General features: G+C 68.7%; 17 protein-coding genes. 9 read left to right on the top strand and 8 right to left on the bottom strand.

From position 1 onward, the window contains the following. Nucleotides 1-223 precede the first annotated feature (223 nt). Nucleotides 224-1,579 carry a zinc ribbon domain-containing protein gene (locus tag ACFRAQ_RS15700; protein WP_379099732.1) on the top strand — a complete coding sequence of 452 codons (1,356 nt, stop codon included), beginning with the start codon at nucleotides 224-226 and terminating at the stop codon, nucleotides 1,577-1,579. Between the two features lie 41 nt (nucleotides 1,580-1,620). Here the strand turns inward: ACFRAQ_RS15700 and ACFRAQ_RS15705 are convergent, their stop codons facing one another. Continuing rightward, entirely contained in the window at nucleotides 1,621-2,703 is a 1,083-nt protein-coding gene (locus ACFRAQ_RS15705) for a phospholipid scramblase-related protein (RefSeq protein ID WP_379099735.1), read from the bottom strand. Between the two features lie 180 nt (nucleotides 2,704-2,883). On the opposite strand from ACFRAQ_RS15705, the gene ACFRAQ_RS15710 reads away from it, so the two are divergent. The 3 genes from ACFRAQ_RS15710 (at nucleotide 2,884) to ACFRAQ_RS15720 (ending at nucleotide 6,126) form a co-directional block, all read left to right on the top strand. After that, nucleotides 2,884-4,101: a hypothetical protein gene (locus tag ACFRAQ_RS15710; RefSeq protein ID WP_379099738.1), complete on the top strand. Its 1,218-nt coding sequence runs from the start codon at nucleotides 2,884-2,886 to the stop codon at nucleotides 4,099-4,101. A 119-nt stretch (nucleotides 4,102-4,220) separates the two neighbouring features. Then, on the top strand, nucleotides 4,221-5,570 hold the full coding sequence (locus ACFRAQ_RS15715; protein ID WP_379099741.1) for a M20/M25/M40 family metallo-hydrolase: 1,350 nt from the start codon (nucleotides 4,221-4,223) through the stop codon (nucleotides 5,568-5,570). A gap of 19 nt (nucleotides 5,571-5,589) precedes the next feature. Then, on the top strand, nucleotides 5,590-6,126 hold the full coding sequence (locus ACFRAQ_RS15720; protein WP_379099744.1) for a YbhB/YbcL family Raf kinase inhibitor-like protein: 537 nt from the start codon (nucleotides 5,590-5,592) through the stop codon (nucleotides 6,124-6,126). Nucleotides 6,127-6,278: 152 nt separating this feature from the next. Here ACFRAQ_RS15720 and ACFRAQ_RS15725 read toward each other — a convergent pair whose 3' ends face one another. After that, nucleotides 6,279-6,830, bottom strand: a complete 552-nt coding sequence (locus ACFRAQ_RS15725; RefSeq protein WP_379099747.1) for a TetR/AcrR family transcriptional regulator — start codon at nucleotides 6,828-6,830, stop codon at nucleotides 6,279-6,281. Nucleotides 6,831-6,961: 131 nt separating this feature from the next. On the opposite strand from ACFRAQ_RS15725, the gene ACFRAQ_RS15730 reads away from it, so the two are divergent. Continuing rightward, nucleotides 6,962-8,263 carry a hypothetical protein gene (locus tag ACFRAQ_RS15730; RefSeq protein WP_379099750.1) on the top strand — a complete coding sequence of 434 codons (1,302 nt, stop codon included), beginning with the start codon at nucleotides 6,962-6,964 and terminating at the stop codon, nucleotides 8,261-8,263. A 106-nt stretch (nucleotides 8,264-8,369) separates the two neighbouring features. Here ACFRAQ_RS15730 and ACFRAQ_RS15735 read toward each other — a convergent pair whose 3' ends face one another. Next, a complete protein-coding gene (locus ACFRAQ_RS15735; RefSeq protein WP_379099753.1) occupies nucleotides 8,370-10,199 on the bottom strand; it encodes an AMP-dependent synthetase/ligase in 1,830 nt (609 codons plus the stop codon). Between the two features lie 214 nt (nucleotides 10,200-10,413). Further along, entirely contained in the window at nucleotides 10,414-11,286 is an 873-nt protein-coding gene (locus ACFRAQ_RS15740) for a GTP cyclohydrolase II (RefSeq protein WP_379099756.1), read from the bottom strand. A 277-nt stretch (nucleotides 11,287-11,563) separates the two neighbouring features. Between ACFRAQ_RS15740 and ACFRAQ_RS15745 the strand changes: the two genes are divergently transcribed. Then, nucleotides 11,564-12,217, top strand: a complete 654-nt coding sequence (locus tag ACFRAQ_RS15745) for a GTP cyclohydrolase (protein ID WP_379099758.1) — start codon at nucleotides 11,564-11,566, stop codon at nucleotides 12,215-12,217. On the opposite strand, the gene ACFRAQ_RS15750 is transcribed toward ACFRAQ_RS15745, so the two are convergent. After that, nucleotides 12,214-13,710: a carbohydrate kinase family protein gene (locus ACFRAQ_RS15750; protein ID WP_379099761.1), complete on the bottom strand. Its 1,497-nt coding sequence runs from the start codon at nucleotides 13,708-13,710 to the stop codon at nucleotides 12,214-12,216. The two genes, ACFRAQ_RS15745 and ACFRAQ_RS15750, sit on opposite strands and share 4 nt — an antisense overlap. A 337-nt stretch (nucleotides 13,711-14,047) precedes the next feature. On the opposite strand from ACFRAQ_RS15750, the gene ACFRAQ_RS15755 reads away from it, so the two are divergent. From ACFRAQ_RS15755 to ACFRAQ_RS15765, 3 genes are all read left to right on the top strand, one after another. Then, entirely contained in the window at nucleotides 14,048-14,338 is a 291-nt protein-coding gene (locus ACFRAQ_RS15755) for a hypothetical protein (protein ID WP_379099764.1), read from the top strand. Next, the gene (locus ACFRAQ_RS15760) at nucleotides 14,335-14,622 is read left to right on the top strand and encodes a hypothetical protein (RefSeq protein ID WP_379099767.1); all 288 of its coding nucleotides are present in this window, start codon (nucleotides 14,335-14,337) and stop codon (nucleotides 14,620-14,622) included. The genes ACFRAQ_RS15755 and ACFRAQ_RS15760 overlap by 4 nt, the downstream gene beginning before the upstream one ends. Nucleotides 14,623-14,765: 143 nt before the next feature. Continuing rightward, entirely contained in the window at nucleotides 14,766-15,170 is a 405-nt protein-coding gene (locus tag ACFRAQ_RS15765) for a hypothetical protein (RefSeq protein WP_379099770.1), read from the top strand. 62 nt (nucleotides 15,171-15,232) lie between these two features. Here ACFRAQ_RS15765 and ACFRAQ_RS15770 read toward each other — a convergent pair whose 3' ends face one another. From ACFRAQ_RS15770 to ACFRAQ_RS15780, 3 genes are read right to left on the bottom strand one after another with little or no spacing between them, the layout of a single operon-like run. Beyond that, nucleotides 15,233-16,312, bottom strand: a complete 1,080-nt coding sequence (locus tag ACFRAQ_RS15770) for a quinone-dependent dihydroorotate dehydrogenase (protein WP_379100280.1) — start codon at nucleotides 16,310-16,312, stop codon at nucleotides 15,233-15,235. An 18-nt stretch (nucleotides 16,313-16,330) separates the two neighbouring features. Beyond that, the gene (locus tag ACFRAQ_RS15775) at nucleotides 16,331-16,597 is read right to left on the bottom strand and encodes a DUF5703 family protein (protein ID WP_213555396.1); all 267 of its coding nucleotides are present in this window, start codon (nucleotides 16,595-16,597) and stop codon (nucleotides 16,331-16,333) included. Next, nucleotides 16,597-17,604 (bottom strand): hypothetical protein, encoded by a 1,008-nt coding sequence (locus ACFRAQ_RS15780; RefSeq protein ID WP_379099774.1) that lies wholly within the window; start codon nucleotides 17,602-17,604, stop codon nucleotides 16,597-16,599. Before ACFRAQ_RS15780 ends, ACFRAQ_RS15775 begins: the two co-directional genes overlap by 1 nt. Between the last annotated feature and the right edge of the window lie 136 nt (nucleotides 17,605-17,740).

Here is a 17,740-nt window from a genome sequence, read left to right on the forward strand (position 1 = left end):
GCCGGGATCTACGGCAACCGGCGACTTCTGGCGGCTCGAACTGCTGAATCGTTGTGGTGTGTCGATTGTTTCAGGTTCCGTGTCGCAAAAGCCTTGTCTAGGCTCGAACGTGCGAGCGACTGCGTCAAGAACAAGGATCGGAAGCATCTAGAGTCGGAGACCACCTGAGATGATCCGCGCTTTTCAGTTGCCCAGCACGGCCAACCAGCGCAAGCTAAACGCTGTGGCCGAGCTGCTGCCGTCGTGGCGGCGGGGCCTGGTTCATGTGCAGTACCTGCAGGTGCGAAAGTTGCAGGCCGGGAAGCTGGCCTTGGAATGGCTGGGCGGCGCGGAAGCGAAGGAGTTGCCGTCGTATCTGTCCGCACGGCAGTGGAAGTCAGTTGTCAACCAAGTCAACGCCGCACTCGAACAGGCGTGGTGGTGTGACCGCCTGGTGCTTGACGCCAAAACCGGGACCGAGGCAACACCGGAGGCCTTGCGAAAGTGCCGAGAATTGATCCGCGCATGGTTGTGGCGTCACCCGTTTCCAAACCTGAGCCGAGTGCGGACAATGGCAATGAACGGCCCAATCGCGCAGGTGGAGGTCGGGGCTGGCGTACACGCCGAATATTGGGTCCGGATCTCGACCATGACCCCGGGTCGCCCGGTTCGGATTCCGTTGCACGGCTACGACTATTTCAATGAGGCGCCCGGGCAAGTCCGCAATTTCTGCCAGGTCACTGTCGCCGACGACGGTGGCGTGTCCTTCGCGTTGGTGAAGAAATCGCAGTCCGCGCGGGTACGGGAGAAAGGCGCTTCAGTGGGGGTGGACTGGGGCGTGGCGAGCATGTTCACAACCAGCTCCGGTCAGATCCTTGGTCAACGCCTACATAATTGGCTACTCACCCGCGATCGCGAATTGACCGCGTTGGCGGCCGCACTGCAGCGGCAAGGCCTCAAACCAGGGGCGACGAGACGATATCGGGCGCTGAATGCCCGAATCCGCGGCTATGTCCGCAATGAGGTCGGCCGCCTACTGAACCAGATTGCCGCACAAGAGGTTCGCGAGATAGTGGTTGAGAACCTGGATTTTCGGGGCGGCGGGTTGAGCAAGCGGATGAACCGGATCGTCGCTCGTGCAGGACGGGCGGCGGTGACCGCAAAACTCGCGTCGCTGAAAGAGGCGGCTGGGATAACCGTCTCTGAGATCAATCCTGCCTACAGCTCACGCGCCTGTTCGGGCTGCAATTATGTTGATGCCCGCAACCGGACCTCACAACGGCGGTTCGTATGCCGATTCTGTGGAAAGAAACTCCTGGCCGATATCAATGCCGCCCGCAATGTCCTCGGACGTTCCAGGGTCGAGGGTGGCTGGTTGATGTGGCCCAGGGATCGGGTACTTGCGCAGTTGGATCGGGAATTCACCGCGCGCTGGCGGTGTGATCCGGCCCGGCTGCGGGAGCGTCCCACTCGACGCGGTCGCAGTACCGCTTCTCCGCCCCGGTGGAGTCAACCGCAGCCTAGGAACCCAGCTTCCAAGGATCGGATACTGCAGGTGTCCAGCAACGAACCCGACCACCACCACATATCTCGGTCGTAAGACCCACTGTGGTGGTGGCCGACTACCGTGGGCTTACGCGGTCAGTTCCAGCCGCGCTGATCCTGCTTGAGGGCGGTGTCGATGGCCAGTCCGGACGCGACGACCATCGCCAGCAGCGGCTGGGGAAGCTGGCGGTGGATCTGCACGACGTAGTTGTCGGCGGAGGTGAACATGGTCTTGAGCAGGCCCTCCCACGTCTTGGTGATGCGGGCGACCTCCTGACCGGTGTGGTCGTGGATGGCGAAGTTCCAGGCCCGCCAGTTCTCGGCGCGGATGCCGCCGATCTGCTGGCCGTTGACCATGAAGGCGAAGTTGATCTTGCCGATCATGTTCTCCTGGATGATCTCACCGATCGGCGCGCCATTGCCGTGCTCGAGCAGGAACTTCGACTTGAACACCTTGGCGGGCCGGGTGATCCGCATCAGGCACTGGCCGTGGGCGTCGCGGATCTCCAGCTTGTGGGTCATGAACTGGTCGTAGCTGGACAGGAACCGCACGGCCTTCTTCAGCGCCGACTGCCCGACCTCGGCGACCGCGCCGATCTGGCGGCCGTGCTGGTCGAACACGCTGTACTCGTTGACCATTTCGATCAACTTGACCTTCTGGTTCACCACGAGCACGGGCTCGGTGAACACGGTCCCGCCGCCGTTCTGGGCCGGCGCGACTCCGGCCTGCTGCTGCACCTGACGCTGGATGTCGCCGGGGTTGTTCGCGCTGCCGACCTCGATCTCCCAGGGGCTGGCCTCACTGCGGGGTGCGAACTGCTGGGGCTGCTGCGGGGCGTACCCCTGCTGGGCGTGGGGCTGTTGGGGCGCGCCTTGCTGCGCGAACTGCTGGTGCGGCGCGCTCTGCTGGGCGTACTGCTGCTGCGGTGCGCTCTGCTGCGCGAAATGCTGCGAACCCGTGCCCTGTTGCGCGTATTGCTGCTGACCGGAGCCCGGCTGGTGATGCTGGGGAGCGTACTGCTGCTGGGCGTGCTGCTGTTGCGGCTGCGGCCGACCGGGTTGCTGGGCCGGGGCGGGTTGCTGTTGGGGCTGCGTGTGATTGGTCCATTGGCTGCCGTCCCACCAGCGCAGAACTGGGGATCCGGGACGCTCGGGGTACCACCCCGCGGGTTGACTCATGACCCGAATCCTAACGTCGTACAGGGAGTCTGCACTTTTTGCACTTTTTGCCGGGTAGTCACCTCTATGATGGGCGGTCGACATCGGGAAGCCGGGTCCACGCGCTCGAGGAAACGGGGAAAACATGTCCGCCACAGTCGAATTCGCGGGTTGCCAGGCGGACACGGAGCGGACGCGATTATGACCGACCTGGTGACGCGAGCCCAGCTCGTCCTACTGGCCCGGACCCTGCACGTGCCGGTGGAACGGCTCGCCCACCTCGAACACCTCGGCCCGCACCGGCTGCACGAGCTCCAGCAGCGCATGGCGGCCCGCCTTTTCGACCAGCACACCCCGGTCTTCGAGCGCATGGCCACGCTGGTCCCGATCATTCCGCTGGCGATCTCGCTGCCCATCGTGCAGCGGCTGGTGCCGCCGTCGATGACCGGCCGCGCGGCCGGGGCGATCGGCGTGAAGTATCCGGCCAAGGCGGTCGAGGCCCTGCTGCGCCTGGATGTCGGCTATGCCGCGGACTGCGGCCCGTATCTGGATCCGCGCACCGTCGGCCAGCTCACCGACGACGCCCCGCCTGCCCCGGTGGTGGCGATTCTCAACGAACTGCTCGCGCGCCGCGACTACATCACCGCCGGACCGTTCCTGGCCTACGCGACACCGGAATTGATCAGCGCGGTCGAGCAGGGCGTGCCCGATGACGAGGGCCTGATCCGTTCGGCCGCCTACGCCTATTCCTCCGAAGCGATCAGCGCGGTGATGCGCCGGCTGCTCACCGGCGAGGGCCGGCGGCTGCCGCGGATGCTGGGCACGGTCATCAACGGCTCCAAGGAGTTACGGCTCGAGGCGCTGTCGGTGTTCGCGCGTTGCGCGCCCGATGTGATCGCCGCGGTCGGCGACGTCCTCTTCGAGGTGGCCCCGCCCTCCGCGGTGGCCGATCTGCTGACCACCTTCATCGCCGCCGACGCCACCGAGGACATGCTGCGTTTCGTGGGCAGGCTCAGCCCGCATGCGCTGACCCGGCTGGCGCTGAATCCGGTACTGCCCGAGATCGCCGACGCTCTGGTCGACGCCGTCGACGGCAGCAGCGATGTCGGGGTGTGGCGCGGGCTGCTGGAACCGCTGGCGCGCACCCCCGACGAGGTGCGCCGCCGCGCCGGGATGCGGCTGGCCCGCCTCGACGCGGCCACCCTGCTCACCCTGCCCGCCCTGGCCCAGGCCGCACGGTTGTGGCCGCCGCTGCTGTGGGTGCTGGCCGCCACCGATGTCGATGTGCAGTCGCGCATCGGGGAACTGTGGGCCACCGCGACCCGGCTGGACCTCGATGTTCTCGAACGCCGTATCGCCGACCAGCGCCTGGATTCGACGCTCGCCACCCTCACCACCACGATCCGGGTGCTGCGCTGACCCGGAATCCTTGCGCGATCACTGATTTCAACCGGCCGTGGCGGCGCGACCTGCGGCGCGCCGCGATGCCGAGGGCGGCGGGCCGACACCCGGGCGCGCGGAGGTGGTAGGAAAGTGACGTGCCCGAAACCGCCGAAACCCACACCCCCCGTGCCGTGTCGGAAGTGGTGAACCTGGTCAGCAGGCTGATCCAGTTCGATACCTCCAATACCGGCGAACTGGAGACCACCAAGGGCGAGCGCGAATGCGCGCAGTGGGTGGCCGAGCAACTCGAGGCCGCCGGGTATGAGACCGAGTACGTCGAGTCCGGCGCGCCGGGCCGTGGCAATGTGTTCGCGCGCCTGAAGGGCGCGGACTCCTCGCGCGGTGCGCTGATGATGCACGGGCACCTGGACGTGGTGCCCGCCGAGGCCGCCGACTGGAGTGTGCACCCGTTCTCCGGCGCGGTCCGCGACGGCTACGTGTGGGGGCGCGGGGCCATCGACATGAAGGACATGGTCGGCATGATGCTGGCCGTGGCCCGCCAGTTCAAGATCGAAGGCACCGTACCGCCGCGCGACATCGTGTGGGCGTTCGTGGCCGACGAGGAGAACGGCGGCCGCTGGGGCTGCCAGTGGCTGGTCGAGAATCGGCCCGACCTGTTCGAGGGAGTCACCGAGGCGGTTGGGGAGGTCGGCGGGTTCTCGCTGACCGTGCCACGGCCCGACGGCGGTGAGCGGCGGCTGTACCTGGTCGAGACGGCGGAGAAGGGGCTGGGCTGGATGCGGTTGCGCGCCAAGGCGCGCGCGGGGCACGGCTCGTTCCTGCACGACGACAACGCGGTGACGATCCTGGCGCAGGCGGTGGCCCGGTTGGGCACTCACACCTTCCCGCTGGTGGTGTCGGATTCGGTGGCCGAGTTCCTGGCCGCGGTGTCGGAGGAGTCGGGGCTCGAATTCGATCCCGCCGCACCGGGTATCGAGGATCAGCTGGCCAAGCTGGGCACCATCTCGCGGATCATCGGCGCGACGCTGCGCGACACCGCCAACCCGACCATGCTGCGCGCCGGGTACAAGGCCAATGTGATTCCTCAGACCGCCGAGGCCGTCGTCGACTGCCGGGTGGTGCCGGGACGTCAGGCCGAGTTCGAGCGGGAGGTGGACGCGCTCATCGGCCCGGATGTGGAGCGGGAGTGGATCACCAAGCTCGACTCCTACGAGACCACCTTCGACGGACATCTGGTCGACGCCATGAACGACGCCATCCTGGCCCACGATCCGGCCGGGCGCACCGTGCCCTACATGCTCTCGGGCGGCACCGACGCGAAGGCCTTCGCCAAGCTCGGGATTCGCTGCTTCGGGTTCGCGCCGCTGCGGCTGCCGCCCGACCTGGACTTCTCGGCGCTGTTCCACGGGGTCGACGAGCGGGTTCCGGTGGAGTCGCTCGAGTTCGGCGCCCGCGTGCTGGAACACTTCCTGTTGCACAGCTGACGATTCGAAAGGACTGCTCGTGCCCGACTATTCGTACGACCCGTACGCCGCGCTGCCGCAGCTGCCGGAATTCACCCTGACCTCCACCGATATCAGTGAGGGCAAGCCGCTGGCGCTGGATCAGGTCAGCGCGCTGGCCGGTGCGGGTGGATCCGACATCTCCCCGCAGCTGAGCTGGTCCGGATTCCCCGCCGAGACCAAGAGTTTCACCGTCACCATGTACGACCCGGACGCGCCGACCGCCTCCGGATTCTGGCACTGGGTGCTGGCGAATGTGCCGGCCACCACCACCAGCCTCGAGACGGGGCAGGCCAGTAAGGGCGGTTCGCTGCCGGCCGGGGCCCTGCACCTGCGCAACGACGCGGGCCTGCACGAGTACACCGGCGCGTTCCCGCCCGCCGGACACGGTCCGCACCGGTATTTCGTCGTGGTGCACGCGGTCGGGGTGGAGCGGCTCGAGGTCGATGAGAACGCCTCGCCCGCCTACCTGGGGTTCAACTTGTTCATGAACGCGATCGGGCGCGCCACCCTGATCGGAACGCACGAGCAGAAGTAGTCGTTCACGCCGAACCGACTGTGGCCCCGGGCGATTCGCTCGGGGCCACAGTCATGTCCCGGGGGCGTCCCGGCATGCTGATCGCATCGGTTGTGCCGCGATCGAAACCCCGGGCGAGGACTGGTGATCGGCGACCAGGTCGTGATCGCGTGCTAATCGGCGGCCGACTGCTCGGCCAGACCGCGCAATCCCGCCGCGAGGTCCTGCGCCGCGGGCGCGTGCTCGGGGTCGATGAGGTACTGGACCAGCAGGCCCGCGATGAGGGTTTGCAGCACCGCGCCGACCGCGGGGTCGCCGCCGCCCAGGTCCTGTGACAGGCCCGCGCGCGCTTGTTCCTGCGCGGCACCGATTTCCGTGCGCAGGCTGGGGGAGTGCATGGCCTGGGCCATGGATTCGACATTGGCGGCCCAGATCACCCGGTCGCCGGTGAAGGAGTCGATCAGCCGCTGCCAGAAGGTGTTCAGGCGCGCGGCGGGGTCTCCGGCGCCGTCGGCGGGCAGGGAGTCGAGGATGTGCGACACCGCCGCCGCGGTCGCCTCGAGCATGGCCTGGTTGAGCAGCCGATCACGGGTGCCGAAGTGGTAGTTGATGGCGGCCAGGTTGGCCCCGGACGCGGCGACGATGTCGCGCACGGTGGTGCGGGCGTAGCCGCGTTCGGCCAGGCAGTGCTTGGCGGCGGCCAGCAGGTCTTCTCGGGTTCCCACGCGGGTCAGCCTAACAGCGGGGTGAACGGTTGTTTGTAACGCATGTTTCAAACATTTGTTTTGAACAGACGTATGAAACGTGTGTATGGTCGGTGATGGCACGATCCCATCGCACGGAAGACGAGTCCGATATGACCGCACGACCGTTGTCTCCCTTCGAATCCGGATATTTCGCCGCGGACGCCCGGCTGGGCAGCGTGCCCGTCGGCGGGATGCCGCTGTTCATCGGCTCGGCCGTGCGCGGCGAGGTCGACGAACGCATCCTGCGGCGGGTGCTGGGCGAACTCGCCGCCGGGCATGTGCTGCTGCGCAGTCGCGTGGTCACCGTCGACGGGGTCGCGCGGTTCGTGGCCGGGGATCCGGTGATGCCGACGCTGACCGTGCGCGAGGGCGGCGTGGACGAGTACTGGGAGTTGGTGAACAGTCCGCAGGACTGGGGGGCGGGACTGTTCCGGGCGGTGCTGCTGCGCGGGGTGCGCGAGAGCCGGATCGTGCTGGTCATCCATCACGGGATCAGCGACGGGCGTTCGGCATTCGCGCTGCTCGAGGAGATGTGGCGGCGCTATGCCGCGCACGCGGCGGGTCTCGAACCGCCGCTGCACGATTCGGACGACGCGCTGATCGGCGGGGTCGACGAGCTGCTGGCCGCGGTCGTCGGTGAGGCGGAAGTCGACGGGTTCCTGGCGCACCTCGGCGAGGAGATCGCCGCGGCCGCACCGGCGGATGCGCCGCGCACGATGCCCCACGACGGGGACGGGGTCGGCGATGCCGGAGGGCGATTGGCGTTGCGGCGCATCGAGTTGTCGCCAGGCCAGACCGCGGAACTGGTCGACGTGGCTCGGGGGCGGGGGATCTCGGTCAACAGTGTGCTGGCCGGGGCGGCGCTGGCGGCGGTGCGCGGAGAACTCGCCGGGGACGGGCCGATTCCGTTGATGTGCGGGCATGCCGCGGATCTGCGGCCGGATCTGTCGCCACCGGTGCCGGTGTCGACGGTCCTCAATTGCGCCTCGGGCGCGGGGACTCCGGCGCTGTTCGATCGCGACGCCGATCCGCTGGCGGTGGGCGCGGTCGTCGACGCCGGCATGCGGGCGCTGCGCGAGAGCCGGTTCCCGGCGTTGTTCCTGCGCGCCGCGCAGCGCCCGCTCGCGCCGCACGTGGCCGCGATGCTGTCGCAGCCGCCGGCGATCGCATTGTCGAATATGGGCCGGTTGCCCGCGCATCCGATGCCCGCCGGGCTGGAGTTCGTGCGCGACGAGGTGTTCGCGATGGCGGCGGGCATGCCGCCGAAGATGACGATCTTCACCGTCGGCGGGCGGTTGACGGTGCAGGTGGAGTACGACACCGCCGAGCACAGTCACACCCGCATGGGCCGGGTGGCCGAGGCGATGAGCGATCGGCTCGCGCGCGTCACCCGGGTTGCCGTGCGCGGTTGAGCGTGGCCGTGTGGGGTCGAGAAGGGCGGTGCGGGGCTGAGAACGGCTGTGGGCCCGGACATCACGTCCGGGCCCACATCGATTCCGGGGGTGCAGCGCCCCGGGATCAGCTCAGGTTGATGACACCCTCGGGGGCGGGGGTCAGGTACAGCGCGGCGATCTCGGTGGCGTACTTGGCCGCGATCGGATTGCGCTTGAGCTTGAGGGTCGGGGTGAGCTCGTCACCGCCGGGCTCCCAGCCCTGATCCAGGATGGTGAACCGCTTGATCGACTCGACCCGGTTCAGTTTGGCGTTGGCGGCCGAGATGGCGGCCTTGATCTCGGTGATGATCTCCGGGTGCGCAGCAAGGGTTTTCAGGTCGGCGTCGGGCATGCCCAGCGCCTTGGCCCGCACCACCGCGATATCGGGGTCGAGCACGATCAGCGCGGAGATGTAGGGCTTGGCGTCGCCGATCGCCACCACCTGACCGACCAGCGAGGACGCCGCCTTCACGGTGTTCTCGATATTGGTGGGAGACAGGTTCTTACCCGCCTCGGTGATGATGAGTTCCTTCTTGCGGTCGACGATGGAGATGTAGCCCTCACCGTCGATGGTGGCGACGTCGCCGGTGTGCAGCCAGCCGTCGGCGTCGATGGCCTCGGCGGTCTTGTCGGGCATCTTGCGGTAGCCGTGGGTGACGATGCCGCCGCGCAGCAGCAGCTCCCCGTCCTCGGCCAGCCGCACCTCGACCCCGCGCAGCGGGATGCCGACGGTGCCCGGCTTCGGCTTGGCCAGCGGGGTGTAGGTGCCGACACCGCTGGTCTCGGACATGCCCCACACCTCGGTCACCGTGAAGCCCAGGCCGAGAAGGTATTCCAGGGTCTCCGGCGGGATGGCGGCCGCGCCGGAGGCGGCCACGCGCAGCTCGTCGAAGCCCAGGGCGTGGCGCAGCTTCGACAGCACCAGCGCGTCGGCCAGCTTGTGCTGCACATCCAGCAGGGTGCCGCGGCCGGTGCCGGCCAGATCGGCGCGCGCGGCCTGGGCGCCGACGCCCAGCGCCCAGTTCGCGAGGGCCTTCTTCACGGGGCTGGCCTCGGTGGCCAGTTTGGCGTCGATACCGGCCTTGATCTTCTGCCACACGCGCGGCACGCCGAAGAACGCGGTCGGGCGGGCGTCGGGCAGGGCGGCGGCGATCTCGCGCGGGTCGGGCACGCACGTCATCTGGACGCCGGTGAACAGGTTGGCGCAGTGTCCCGAGATCCGGTCGGCCACATGGGCGGCGGGCAGATAGGACACCGAGCGGTCGTCGAGGCCGACGGTCAGCGGGCCCTCGACCAGTCCCACGATCTGGGCGACCACATTGCGGTGGGTCAGCTCCACGCCCTTGGACGGGCCGGTGGTGCCGGAGGTGTAGATCAGCGTCGCCACGTCGTCGGGCTGCACGGCCCGCCAGGCGGCGTCGAAGTCGAAGTCGGGTTGCGGGGCGGCCTCCACCTCGGCCAGCGTCAGCGTGCCCGCGGCCGAACCCTCGACCAGCACAATGTGTTCCATCTCCACGCCGGCGCCGCGGACCACGTCCAGGAACGCGGGTTCGGTGATGACCACCCGGTTCTCGGCATTGGTGAACAGGTGCGCGATCTGTTCGGGGGAGCTGGTGTTGTAGATCGAGAACGGCGTCGCACCCAGGTGCAGCGCCGCGGTGTCGACCAGATTGAACTCGGGCCGGTTGGTGAGCATGATGCCCACCGCGTCCCCGCGCCCCACCCTGAGCGCCGCCAGCCCGGCGGCGATCGCGCGCACCCGCTCCCCGTACTCGCGCCAGGTGAACTGCCGTGTGCCCCCCACGGTCCGCAATGCCACCTGCCCCGGCCGCAGCGTCAAGGTTTCCTGGAACGCCTCCGGAATCGTGTGGACGGTCTTGCCCGATGCGTGCGCATACCCGATGTCAGTCGTCATAAGCCCTTTTCCCGATAGCCTCTCGCTTCGCCGTCCACCCGCGCGCCCATCAGCGCGAACCTTCGAAGTCCGAGACCACGACCAACCCGTCACGCGATGGCCACGCGTCACCTGTGGCGCGGCTCACTCATCGTAACCAGACTTTCGCGACTGTGTCGCGTGCTACAGCGGTCAACGGGGTGGCCGGAATTATCAATTGAGCATCGGTGACGGTTCAGACGGCGGAGGTGGGGTCGTGCCGCGGGCGTTGGGCGAGTTGACGACGCCAGGCCCGCAGGCGGAGGCGCACCGAGGTGCGGGCGGGGTGCCAGGCGACGGCGGTCGCGGCCAGGGCCATGAAGGCGAGGACCGCGAGTTCGCGGGGGGCCCAGTAGATCGCGGCGGTGGTGGCCACCACGCCGAGGGCGAAGCAGGTCTGTTCCATCCTTCGGCCGATTCGGCGCAACGAGTAGGGAGGCAGGCGATGCCCGCGGTGGATTCGCTTGGCTTCCATGTACTCCCGCGCCCAGTGGCTGCGGGGTTCGGTGATCAGGGGCACCGGGGTGACGGTGATGTCGCCTCGTTGCAGGGCGTGCACCTTGTCGGGGTTGTTGGTCAGCAGGCTGACCGAGTGCAGGCCGAGCTGTTCGGTGAGGAAGCGGGCGGCGGTGTCGAACTCGCGAGAGTCGGGCTCGAAGCCGAGGGTCCGATAGGCGTCGAAGGTGTTGCGTCCCTCGGTTTGTGTGACGCGCAGGCCTTTCGCTTTGACTTCGAGGCCCGCGCCTCGGCCTTCCTGTTCGAGGTAGAGCAGCACGCCGGCGTCGGCGCGCTGGATCATGTCCATGGCCTGGTCGAGTTCGGGGCCGCAGTCGCAGTCGTCGGAGTGCAGGGCGTCGCCGTAGAGGCAACGGGAGTGGATGCGCACCAGCGGGGCCCGGAAGCGGTCGATATCGCCGAAGATGAGGGCCTGGCCGCCGTCGCGTCCAGGTATCGAGTGGACTCGCACACGGATCTCGGCACCCTTGCGGGTGAGTAGATGACTGGTGCAGGCGAGTTTCTGTGAATTCACCAGACCCGCAACAGCAATCGACTCGTCCGCAACGCTCACGTGACCGCCTCGTATCCCCGCGGGCCCGCGATCCGCCGCCCGACAGTGTCCGTTGGTGTGTGGTAACCGCCGGTCAGGAAGGTGCGCAGCGGCAGCGATCCGACCGTTGCTGCGGAGTTGCCAGGCGGCACACGCAGACGGTGCCGAAGCCTACCCTTTCCTGGCGATCACGGAGCGCATCCGGAGAGAATCATCGGCCACCGATTCCGGCGCGCGCCGTTATGCCCTGTTCAGCGATCCGGACAATCAGGACGGCATCGGGACATACCATTCACTGATGGGTTCTCGGCCGGCGAAAGACGTTAGCCGACAAGCGATATGGGCCAGCCTCGACCACGCCAGCCACTGGATCTCCCGCAAGGGCCAAGAGCTCCGCGTCCGCGTCACCGACCTGCCCACCGACGCGGAAACCGGGCACATTCTGGCCTTCGGATCCATCGACGACGACTGCCTGGTCCGCATCCACTCGCAGTGCCTCTACGGTGAATCGCTGTCGTTCCAGGACTGCGACTGCGGACCCCAACTCGAACGCTCCCTCGACCTGATCCAGGCCGCCGGATCGGGCATCCTGGTCTACCTCGAGCAGGAAGGCCGCGGGTACGGGCTGCTGGCGAAGGCGCGCGGCTACGAGATCAGTGAGCGCAACCGCCTCGACACCTACGACAGCTATCGGACGTTGGGCTACAGCGAGGACAAGCGCGACTACACCCACGCCGCGCAGGCGCTGGTCGCACTCGGGCTGACCGCGGTGCGGTTGATGACCAATAATCCGCACAAACTGCAGGCCGTGCGCGACGCCGAGATCCACGCCACCGTCATCCCGCTGCGCACCCCGCCGCGGACTCGCCGGGAAGCCGACTACCAGCAGGCCAAACGCCGCCACGGGCACTGGATTCCGACCGCCGACCCACCGTGGTCGCCCGACCTCTAGAACGCGTCCAGGGTCGCGTCGATCGCCTCGCGGGTGGGCATGGAGTCGGGGATGCTCGTCTCCTTGCTGGCGCGCGCGGGGATCGCCGCGGCGGCCCACACCAGGTTGGCGTGCCCGGCCTGCCGGCGGCGGTCGGGGTCGGCGGGCCGGGGTTGGGTCATCAATCGGGCGATGAACGCGGAAGCGAACGCCGACGAGGCTCCGGGCGCGCCCGGCCGGTCGGTTTGGATGTCGGCCCACACCGGCTCCGCGCCCGGGTCCCCGGCCGAGTACATCGCGCAGCTGTCACCGTGCAGGACCACGACCGACCCGACTCCGTGCTGCACCAATTGCGCTGCGATATCGGCGGTTTCGGCCCCCGGACGCAGCGCGGCCAGTTCACCGACCGAGGCGATCAGGTAGTCGACCGTCCGGAGATAGCCGGGCAACTGCGCGGGGAATCGTTTCGGCGGCGGAGTGGCGCTGACGAACAGCCACGGCCGCGACTCCCGGTCGGCGATCGCGTCCGCCACCGCCGCGAGCACCTCGACATTCTGCTCGAAGGTCAGCAGCACGGCGTCGGCGTGGACGAGCGCCCGCGTGATCGGGATGTCGGCGATATCCCTGGCGTCGAAGCGGATCCGGTCGTCCTTGCCCGCCACCGAGTAGTTCCCGCCGTCGCGGGCGACGGTCACCGCCGCGGTCGGGGTGGGTCCGCGCCGCGCACGCAACAGGCTCGTATCGACACCGCGCGCGCGGAGATAGTCGACGATCAGTCCGGCTTTGTCGTCGTCGCCGACGGCCGCGAACAGACGCGCGTCCACCCCGAGCCTGGCCAGAGCGACTGCCCGGTTCAGTCCTTTGCCTCCGGCGTGCTCGGAGAATTCCCCGTACAGCGAGTCCCCGGCCCGCGGCAGGACATCGACGGTGCAGATGCGGTCCCACGCGGCGTCGCCGATCACCACGGCGCTCGGCCGTGTCGTCGCGCCGGGAAGGCCCTGGGCGGCAACGGACTCGAGGGTGAGCCCCCGTGCCAGCGCGGTGAACGCGTCCTCTTCCCGCCGACCGCGCAAGGCGCGATTATTGCGCGGCACCTGAGCGACCGGCACGCCCAGATGTTCGTGCAGCGTCACCCAGTGCAGCGCGAGACTGTCTCGGCGTTGCCCCAGCTCGGGGCCGTAGAGCTCGTCGGCGATCGATGGCGGCAGCTGATCGGCCAGCATGGACAGGTTCAGTTCCGCATCGACGATCAGGCGGTCGGCCATGTCGAGGGTGCCCGCGATGTAGCGCAACGCTTCGGGGAGCGCCGCTTTCGGGTCGCGGCCGGTGAGGTGAGCGACCCTGCGGACGATGACCAGGCCGAGCAGCGCGCCGAGGTCGACCGAGCGGTCGCGGTCGCCGCCCATGGCCCAGCGCTTGCGCAGTTGCAGCAGGGTGTCACGCACGGCGCGCACGTCGTTGTCCTGCGCGGCCGTGTCGGCGCCACTGCTTCCCAGGTTCGGCTGCATCATCATTCGCCCCAACCATAAGACCGTCCACGTTTGAACGTCGGCGGAAACGGCAATCCAATTGTGACAGCGTCAAACTGCGATTCGGAAGTGCCAAATGCCATCCTGGAATTGGCAAATGAGCGCCGCCCGACCAGATGTTCCGGGAGGTTCCCGATGACCGGACTACACACGATCCGGCGGATCCAGCGGCGCGCGCCCCGCGCGTGTGGTGCGGCCGATACCGATCTCGGGGCGAACATCCCGGTGCGATAGGCGAATTCGCCCGTCCACGTCGCCTCGGCCCAGCTCCGCGTCACACTCGATCCGGCGGTGACGCCTCCTCGTCTCATCGGAGGCCATCATGATTTACCCGAGTGCCAGCTCGATCACCAGCAGCGTCACCGGCGAGTGCGCCGAACGGCTGCCCCGCCACCCCGAACCGGCCTGGCGGCTCAGCTGGCGGCAGTCGCCGCTGCTGACGCGGGAGCAAGCGCTGGCGGCCATGGAACTGACCGAGCTCCTGCGCCGGGAATCGAGTGGCAGCGGCCCGGCCTGGATGCGCGTGTGCGCCCTCGGCGCCGCCCTGGGCATCGATGTCGAGGATGCCCGCATCGTCTTGCGCGAGCGTCGCAGGGAACGGGGAGAGTCATGACCATCTACACCACCGACGACTGGGCGATGACCAGCGATCTGACCGAGGAGAGCGCGGTGCGGGTGGCCGACCGCTGGACGCTGGCGTGGCGGTGCAGCTGGATGCCGGATCGATTGCTGACCCGTGCGCAGGCCCTGGCGGCGATGGTGCTGGCCGAGGTGGTGGCCGTCGACCCGTATCCGTGTGGGGAGGCCGCGCAGGGGCGGATGGTCGCCGCGGCCGGCGAAGTGGGGATTCCGTTGGAGCAGGCGGTGTTTCTGCTGCTGCGGCGCCGGACGGCTTGACGTACCGACCGATCCGATCCGAGGGGTGGGGCAGAGTCGATGAGGGGATGGCAGGGCCCGCGGCGGCGACCGGTCGCGGCGGGCCGAAGACGGTGGACGGACGGAGATCCCGTGGCGTGCGCCGATGGCCTTGGGAGGTCCTGATGACGATCGATATCACGACGCGGGCGATGACCAGTGACATCAGCCCTGAATACGCGCTGCGCGAGTACCGCCGCGGTGAGGTGGTGTGGCGGTTGAGTTGGCTTCCGGCACAGCACCTCACCCACGATCAGGCCCGGGCGGGGATGGAGCTCGACGAGGTGCTCTCCGATCCGGAGGTCGTCTACGACGAGTCCGCGCACCGGTGGGCCGCCGATCTGGCCACCCGGCTGGGGATCGGGGTCGAGCGCGCGGTGATTCTGCTGGCACAGCGATTGGCCGAACGTCTGCACCGGGAACTGCTCGACGAGGAGCCCGAGTCGCCGGCGGCGATGCTGTCGGGCGGGGGCCCCGCCGCGCACGGGCCGGCGTCGACGGGGGCCCGTTCCCGGCATCTGTGGGGCTGACCGCACGACCAACCGGCCGTGCGGTCTTCCGGGCGAATCGAAAGGTGTTGCCCGCGAACGGGTCAGGCGCGGGCGCGGTGTTCGGCGCCGACCGCTTCGGAGAGGCTGGTGTAGCCGTGTTCGCGGAGTTTGGCGGCGAGGCCGCGGTGGATGTGTTTGGCCCAGAGGGGGCCGCCGTAGATGAAGCCGGTGTAGCCCTGCAGGAGGGATGCGCCGGCGAGGATGCGCGACCAGGCCTGGTCGGGGGTTTCGATGCCGCCGACGGAGATGAGGGCCAGTTTGTCGCCGACTCGGGCGTAGAGGCGGCGCAGGACCTCGAGGGAGCGGTCGGCCACCGGGGGTCCGGACAGGCCACCGGCGCCGATGGGGTCGACGGCGGCGGCGGGGGTGGCCAGGCCGTCGCGGCGGATGGTGGTGTTGGTGGCGACGATGCCCGCCAGGCCGAGTTCGACGGCGAGGTCGGCGACGGCGTCGATATCGTCGTCGGACAGGTCGGGGGCGATCTTGACCAGCACCGGGACCGACACCGAGTCGAGCACGGCCTGCAGGATCGGGCGCAGCGAGGCGACGGCCTGCAGGTCACGCAGGCCCGGAGTGTTGGGGGAGCTGACGTTGACGACCATGAAGTCGGCCAGCGGGCCCAGCAGTTTCGCCGAGATCGCGTAATCGGTGGCGGCGTCCTCGGGTTCGACGACCTTGGTCTTGCCGATATTGGCGCCGATGGGGACGCCGCCGGGCAGCCGGTGCGCGAGATGCTCGGCCGCGGCGGCGGCGCCGAAGTTGTTGAACCCCATGCGGTTGATGAGCGCCCGGTCCGCGGGCAGGCGGAACAGCCGCGGCGCGGGATTGCCGGGCTGGGCCTGGGCGGTGACGGTGCCGATCTCGGCGTAGCCGAAACCGAGCGGGCCCCACGCGTCGACGCCGTCGGCGTTCTTGTCGAAGCCGGCGGCCAGACCCAGCGGCGCGGGGAAGTCCACGCCGAACACGCGGGTGCGCAGGATCGGATCGTCGGCCACCAGGACCTTGCCGGTGAGGGCGCGGCCCGGGGTGAACCGGGTCGCCAGTTTCATCGCGGCGAAGGCCAGATGGTGGATGCGTTCCGGCGGGAGCAGGAACATCAGCTTCAGCAGCAGGGCGTACAGGCGCTCATACATAGGGGGTTACATCACCGCCTCGGGTGTCGGGGATAGCAGGGGAGTGGTCTTGCGGCGGCGCAGTAACACGCGGCGGCTGCCGTCGGTGTAGGCGCGCACCCGCGAGAGTTCCCAGCCACCGAATTCGGCGTGAATGGACAGTCGCATGGTGGCGGTGACCCTGGTGATGCCGGGTGGCAGCCGCAGGGGCACGTACTCCCATTCGTCGCTGGATTCCTCCCAGCCTTCCGGTAATGTGCGCGATTGGTGCGCCGATCGTGAGGCCCGAGCCATCACTGCCCTCTCTTCCGCTGGTCCGCGCCGATCCGCTGCAGACCGTCGCCGGTCGCGGATCCCACGAACAGGTCACCGGTGCGGGCATCGACGGTCACCGAGTTGGGCTGGCGCACCGTCGGGTAACGCCCCACCTCTACCGGTATACCCGTCGACAGCTCGTAGCCGACGACTTCGTTGCTGCCTGTCAGCGTCACCCACACGGTCTCCGACCGCTGATCGTAGGCGAGTGCGTAGGGCGAAGAGCCTACCGGGAAACGCTGGTGCAGGACCAAGGGATCGGTGGTGTAGACCAGCAGTTCGGCTCCGGCGGTGTCGGTGACCAGGCGTCGGCCGAAGTGGTCGCCGATCATGTTGGTCACCCCGTCACCGGCGCGCAGGGCCAGGCCGAGCTTGTGGGCATCGAGGTCGAGCTCCACGATCGCGGACTGGCGGCGGTCCACCACGACGACCGAGCCGTCGCCGGTGTCGATCGCGTCGGCGGCCGACAGGCCCGTAATGGTGTGGCGCACAGTGCCGTCCGCGTCGAGCAGCAGCACCCGGCCGTCGGCCAGCCCCGCCACCAGCGACCCGTCGGGGCGCAGGCCCACCGAGTGCAGGTCGCCGTCGACGGCGACGGTGGTGAGCGCGCCGCTGGCGACGTCGACGCGAACGATCTTGCCGGGCACCGCGATCAGCACCTCGCCGGGCTTGCCCGCGACCAGCGCGGCGGCCTTGCCGGGCAGGGCGACCGGGCGGGTGACGCCCTTGTCGATCAGGTTCACGGTGGTGCCGGAGTCCACGACCGCGGCCAGGATGCCGGTGGCCGGTTCGTCGAGCAGCAGCGCGATGGGCGCGCTCGCGGTCACCTGCCCGGCGGGGGCCGCGGCGGCGGTGGGCGCGGCGGCCGGGGTGGCCGGGTCGCGGGTGGCGTTGTTCGCGTTGTCCGGCTGGTCCGAACATCCGGTCAGCAGGGTCACCACGGTCACACCCGCGAGGGCTGAACCGATCCAGCCGCGACGGCGCATGCAGCGAACTCCTTACTGACCGAACTGACCGACGAAATCATGCGTGCTCTCTAATCTGACCATGTCCCGGGTTCCAACCGTGTGACCGGGGGTCCGCGTGCCGATCTCGCGCGGGCATCCGGCGCCGACTTGCATG

This window comes from Nocardia sp. NPDC056611, from assembly GCF_042792755.1.
In the GTDB taxonomy this organism is placed as follows: Bacteria; Actinomycetota; Actinomycetes; order Mycobacteriales; family Mycobacteriaceae; genus Nocardia.

Coding starts and splice junctions, on each gene's coding strand:
- ACFRAQ_RS15705 (WP_379099735.1), bottom strand. CDS start 2,703: ATGAGTCAACCCGCGGGGTGGTACCCCGAGCGTCCCGGATCCCCAGTT.
- ACFRAQ_RS15710 (WP_379099738.1), top strand. CDS start 2,884: ATGACCGACCTGGTGACGCGAGCCCAGCTCGTCCTACTGGCCCGGACC.
- ACFRAQ_RS15730 (WP_379099750.1), top strand. CDS start 6,962: ATGACCGCACGACCGTTGTCTCCCTTCGAATCCGGATATTTCGCCGCG.
- ACFRAQ_RS15735 (WP_379099753.1), bottom strand. CDS start 10,199: ATGACGACTGACATCGGGTATGCGCACGCATCGGGCAAGACCGTCCAC.
- ACFRAQ_RS15745 (WP_379099758.1), top strand. CDS start 11,564: ATGGGTTCTCGGCCGGCGAAAGACGTTAGCCGACAAGCGATATGGGCC.
- ACFRAQ_RS15750 (WP_379099761.1), bottom strand. CDS start 13,710: ATGATGATGCAGCCGAACCTGGGAAGCAGTGGCGCCGACACGGCCGCG.
- ACFRAQ_RS15755 (WP_379099764.1), top strand. CDS start 14,048: ATGATTTACCCGAGTGCCAGCTCGATCACCAGCAGCGTCACCGGCGAG.
- ACFRAQ_RS15760 (WP_379099767.1), top strand. CDS start 14,335: ATGACCATCTACACCACCGACGACTGGGCGATGACCAGCGATCTGACC.
- ACFRAQ_RS15765 (WP_379099770.1), top strand. CDS start 14,766: ATGACGATCGATATCACGACGCGGGCGATGACCAGTGACATCAGCCCT.
- ACFRAQ_RS15775 (WP_213555396.1), bottom strand. CDS start 16,597: ATGGCTCGGGCCTCACGATCGGCGCACCAATCGCGCACATTACCGGAA.
- ACFRAQ_RS15780 (WP_379099774.1), bottom strand. CDS start 17,604: ATGCGCCGTCGCGGCTGGATCGGTTCAGCCCTCGCGGGTGTGACCGTG.